General features: G+C 38.8%; 2 protein-coding genes. Both read right to left on the bottom strand.

What is annotated here, in order from left to right; translation table 11 throughout:
* Positions 1-3: 3 nt before the first annotated feature.
* Entirely contained in the window at positions 4-813 is an 810-nt protein-coding gene (locus ACW6OJ_RS08145; RefSeq protein ID WP_456096290.1) for an ABC transporter ATP-binding protein, read from the bottom strand.
* Between the two features lie 170 nt (positions 814-983).
* Positions 984-2,240 carry a 5-formyltetrahydrofolate cyclo-ligase gene (locus ACW6OJ_RS08140; protein WP_456096289.1) on the bottom strand — a complete coding sequence of 419 codons (1,257 nt, stop codon included), beginning with the start codon at positions 2,238-2,240 and terminating at the stop codon, positions 984-986.
* Between the last annotated feature and the right edge of the window lie 233 nt (positions 2,241-2,473).

Genomic DNA, 2,473 nt, shown 5'->3' with positions numbered 1-2,473 from the left:
CACCTACTTTTCTTCAGCTTCCGGTCCCTGTGACACCTTATCAGCTATAACATTATTATAAAGACTTGCCCCATCCCTGCCAGCAGTATCCTGTGGCTTGTGGTTTACCATAGCCAGGTATATGTCTTCAAGAGACTGGCCTGGGTGTCTATCCTTTAATTCATCCATAGTTCCAAGGAAAAGAATCCTCCCCTTGCTAAGTATACCTATCCTATCACACAGCTGCTCTGCCACCTCTAGGACATGGGTAGAAAACAAGACTGTATTGCCCTGGCTTGCATGGTCCTTCATTAGCTCTTTAAGATTATAGGCAGACTGAGGGTCTAGACCAGTCATAGGCTCATCTAAAATCCATATCTTTGGATCTGAAATTAGGGCACCTATCAAAAATACCTTCTGTCTCATACCATGTGAGCACTCTTCTATCCTCGTTGTAGCCTTTACCTCCAATGAGAAAATCTGGCATAGGCTTTTTATCCTCTCTTCTCTCAGGTCCTTGTCAATCCCAAATACACTGGCTATAAACTTCCAGTAGCTAGTCACTGGCAGCTTCAAAAACATGTCCGGGCTGTCAGGAACATAACCTATCATCTTCTTAATCGTATCCCTATTAGTCTTTAAATCTAGGTCATCAAAGTATATTTGACCACTCGTAGGCTCTAGGATGCTCACTAAGGACTTGATAGTAGTTGACTTACCTGCTCCATTATGACCAATCAGACCAAATATCTCCCCATCATTTATAGTTAAATTCAGGTTATCAAGAGCCATAGTAGCTCCATAATTTTTAGTCAAGTTCTCAATTCTTATCATTTTTAAACTCCTAACCAATTACATTATCCTAATATGATCTATCTCTACGTATTCCATATAGACTTGCCTGCCTATATTCTTACTCATTTATATAGTTCTTGCTTATATATTTCTTAATTTATATTCATATTATTTATCTATTTCTATTTAATCATATATATTCCTCTTTTTTAAAGTTCTATTTCACTAATCAGCTTGTCTATTACTAGGTCGTGGTCCTCCATTGGTATGTCCTCTGAGACCTGCTTGGACCTAATCAAGAGTAGCTTTTCTGCCCTAGTCTTAGGCAAGAACCTATCATAGTAGCCCCTACCAAAGCCCAGCCTGGCCCCCTTCTTATCAGCAGTACAACAAGGTACTAGGATAAGGTCTATATCCTCTATATCAAGCTCACTACATATACTGATATCTGGCTCCAGGACACCAAAGGAATTTGTTAGCAAGTGACTTGTAGATTGTATTTCATAGGCCTTCATGGTCTCCTTATCGCTACAATATGGTACTGCTACTACCTTTCCATCGGCTAGGGCCTTATTTATAAAATCCAGGGTATTTATTTCAGGATACCTACCCGCATAGGTAAAAATCACCCTTGAGTCAAGATACTCTGGCCTCCCGTATAGCTTGTCAAATATGACCTGGTCAGCCTGGACCATATATTCCAGGTCTAGACCTTCATTAAGGACCTTCATATCATCTCTTAGCTTCTTTTTCCTTCTCCTCATAGTCTCCTTCATGGAATACTCACATCCACAGTAGTCCTGTCTGTACATACCAAAGTCACTAGTCAGTTGGCAAGACCTCTTATAGCCATTATTCTTCTTGAAGTCAGAAGGCAGATGTCTTACACCAAATCTTTCTCCAACCTCTTGGCCTATCCTATTTAAGACTTGGGAATTCTTGTGGGGACTGATAGTAAGAGTGGTAGTGAAGTAGTCAAAACCCTCTTCTTTGGCCAGCTTAGCAGCCTCAGACATCCTCAGCTCATAGCACCTGTGACACCTGGCCCCACCCTCTGACAGGTCCTCCATACCAGCTATAGTTTCATAAAATCTGTCTACCTCATAGGCACCTTCTATCATATGAATAGGGTATTTGGTCCTAGTCAGGTCTATTATCTTCTTCTGCTCATCAACCCTATACCAGTACTCCTCAGATGGGTAAATATTTGGATTATAGTAAAAGACTGTAATCTCAAAATACTGGCCTAGGTATTCTAACACATAGGAGCTGCACGGACCACAACAGGAATGTAAAAGTAGGCTTGGACAGGTCCCTTCCTCTTCTACCTTCTTTAGGATCTTTTCTAGCTCCTTTTGGTAGTTTACCTTGGCTGGCTTAACTGGTAACTTAGAGTCATTCTTTATATTTATTTTTTCTGTATTTTTATTATTTACAAGTCTATTATTTATATTATTATTCACCATTATTTGCTCACTCTTTTCATATGCTTTATAACTTATATCTAATGATATCATAAAATATTGCATATTTGTAGGAATAAATATAGGGTCAAATATACTAATTGACCAGTTTTTTTGGTATAATAAAATAGGAAAAGGAATCATGAAAGTGATTTTATCAATAAATCGAGAAATTGAAAGGGGTATGAAAAAATGAGTTTATTAGTATTTGGTCATAAGAACCCAGACACAGATTC

It is taken from the genome of Peptostreptococcus sp. (assembly GCF_977045075.1).
The sequence above is the reverse complement of the archived record's forward strand: the minus strand, read 5'-3'. Positions and strand labels throughout refer to the sequence as shown.

Bases quoted from the DNA above. Each gene is read 5' to 3' on its own strand.
- ACW6OJ_RS08145 (WP_456096290.1), bottom strand. From the start codon at position 813: ATGATAAGAATTGAGAACTTGACTAAAAATTATGGAGCTACTATGGCT.
- ACW6OJ_RS08140 (WP_456096289.1), bottom strand. From the start codon at position 2,240: ATGGTGAATAATAATATAAATAATAGACTTGTAAATAATAAAAATACA.